The following is a 1,887-nucleotide window of genomic DNA, read 5'->3' on the forward strand; positions in this document are numbered from 1 at the left end:
GTGTTCGTTCACGGGCGGGGGCTGCCCAGTAGCGGGCGAGACGCGGGATGAGGCCCCGTTGGTGGAGCGGGGCTTCGGCGGCGGGACCGGGCCCCTCCCATCCCTTGGCCCGGTCCCGCCGCCACCAGACCCGAAACTCCAGCGCACATCCGGAGGATCTGAATGCGCCGCACCACAAGGGAAGGAAGCTGATGTGAGGTCAATCGGCGCGAACCGCACACGGTGCCGCTCGGATCAGACAGGCAGCCCGGCCTTCTTCGCCAGTCGGACGAGGGCCGGATTGCTTCGGCGGTGCAGGGCGATGAGGACCCGCAACAGTTCCTGGCTGGTCGGGTGTACCCGAGCCATCTGTGGGGCGGTGTCCCACGCGTCCACCAGTGACTCCAGGGCGCCGTCCCGGTCGCGAAGGGCGAGTTTGGCCCTGGCCGTGTTCATGTGGAGCGGGCTGATCCGCGTCGCCGGCAGGGTCAGGGGACGACGACGGAGGTCGTCCGTCACTTCCAGTGCCTTGCGGTGGCGTTCGAGGTCGGCGTACGTGGCGACCACGTGGACGGCGGTGTTCTCTGGGCCGAAGTGGATGCCGTGGACGTTGACGTCGCGGGGAATCTCCTCGGCTGCCCGCCAGGCGGCCGCCATGTGGCGTTCCGCCTCCGCGTTGTCCCGCTCGCGTCCCGCCAGAGTGAGTCCCCGCAGGTGGAGCAGTCCGAGGGCGAGGAACCGTTCCCTGCCCCGCAGGTGGGACTCGACGTGCGCGATGGCACGGTCAACCACTGCCAGGCCGCCGGCGAAGTCACCTGAGTTGAGGAAGGTGCCGGCCTCGTCGCGGGCGGCGACGGCGGTGGTGAGCGGATCGGCCCGTTCTGCCGCCAGCCGCTGTTTGAGAACCGCCAACTCCGCGAGGTCCATCCATCGATGGCGCGCGGCCAACCAGTAGACGGTGCTGTACACCTCGGAGACCTTCGCCCAGGCGTCGGGTGTTCCGGCGGTGTGGGCGTGGTGGGTGACTCGCGTGAGGAGATCGGGGAGCTTCTCCAACACCCCGGAGAGATCAGCGTCCCCACGGAGTTTGGTCAGGTGAGCGAGGTCGCGACGAAGCGCGTCGAGATCGGTGGGCGCTTCTCCGGGAAGGTCGAACCGCCGGATCGCCGAACGAAGTTCCCGAAGGCTCTCCTCATCGTGCCGACCGACCGGCACCGCACCCAACAACTCGTCGAGGCCCACGTCCAGTGCTCGTGCGAGCGCCGCCGCCACCCCTTGGGTCAGCGCCCGGTCACCGATCTCGACCTTGCTCAGGAGAGACACGGAGACTCCCGCCGCCCTGGCGAGCTTCACCTGACTCATCCCGCGTTGTTTGCGGAGCACAGCGACATTCCTGCCAGGTGCGGAGGTCTCGGTCACGCTCATGAGCTTCAGCCCTCCCGTGCCGGTGTCTCTCCTCCATGGTTCCACCAGTGCGTGTTGGCCTCATGACTGGCTGTGCAAGAGATGTGAAAGACCGATACCTCCTGTTGATGTTGGTTATGGCTGTCAGCGATCCGATATCGGCAGCCAAGGCGACAGGCCGCCACGTCTTGTTCGTTCAGCCCCTTGGCGTTCCTCGTGCGCCGCGGGCTGCCCAGTAGCGGGCGAGGCGCGGGGATGAGGCCCCGTTGGTGGAGCGGGGCTTCGGCGGCGGGATCGGGTCCCCTCCCATCCCTTGGCCCGGTCCCGCTGCCACCAGACCCGAAACTCCAGCGCACATCGGAGGATCTGAATGCGCAGCACCGCTGTTCCGGCTCGCGAGGTGACGCGGTGAACGCCACCGACCAGGCCGCCGTCGACGCCTTCCCCGAACTCGCCCACCTCATCACCCTGCGCAACGGCGGGTGGCGGTTCCTCCCGCCCCTG

Annotated in this window: 1 protein-coding gene; it reads right to left on the minus strand. The window is 68.3% G+C overall.

The window, feature by feature from the left end; all coding sequences use genetic code 11:
• Nucleotides 1-234 precede the first annotated feature (234 nt).
• A complete protein-coding gene (locus LX15_RS32020; RefSeq protein ID WP_301305602.1) occupies nt 235-1,404 on the minus strand; it encodes a helix-turn-helix domain-containing protein in 1,170 nt (389 codons plus the stop codon).
• Nucleotides 1,405-1,887: the final 483 nt, after the last annotated feature.

The sequence above is a fragment of the Streptoalloteichus tenebrarius genome (assembly GCF_024171885.1).
Taxonomy (GTDB): domain Bacteria; phylum Actinomycetota; class Actinomycetes; order Mycobacteriales; family Pseudonocardiaceae; genus Streptoalloteichus; species Streptoalloteichus tenebrarius.

Excerpts from the sequence above, each read along its gene's own strand:
- LX15_RS32020 (WP_301305602.1), bottom strand. The coding sequence starts at position 1,404 with ATGAGCGTGACCGAGACCTCCGCACCTGGCAGGAATGTCGCTGTGCTC.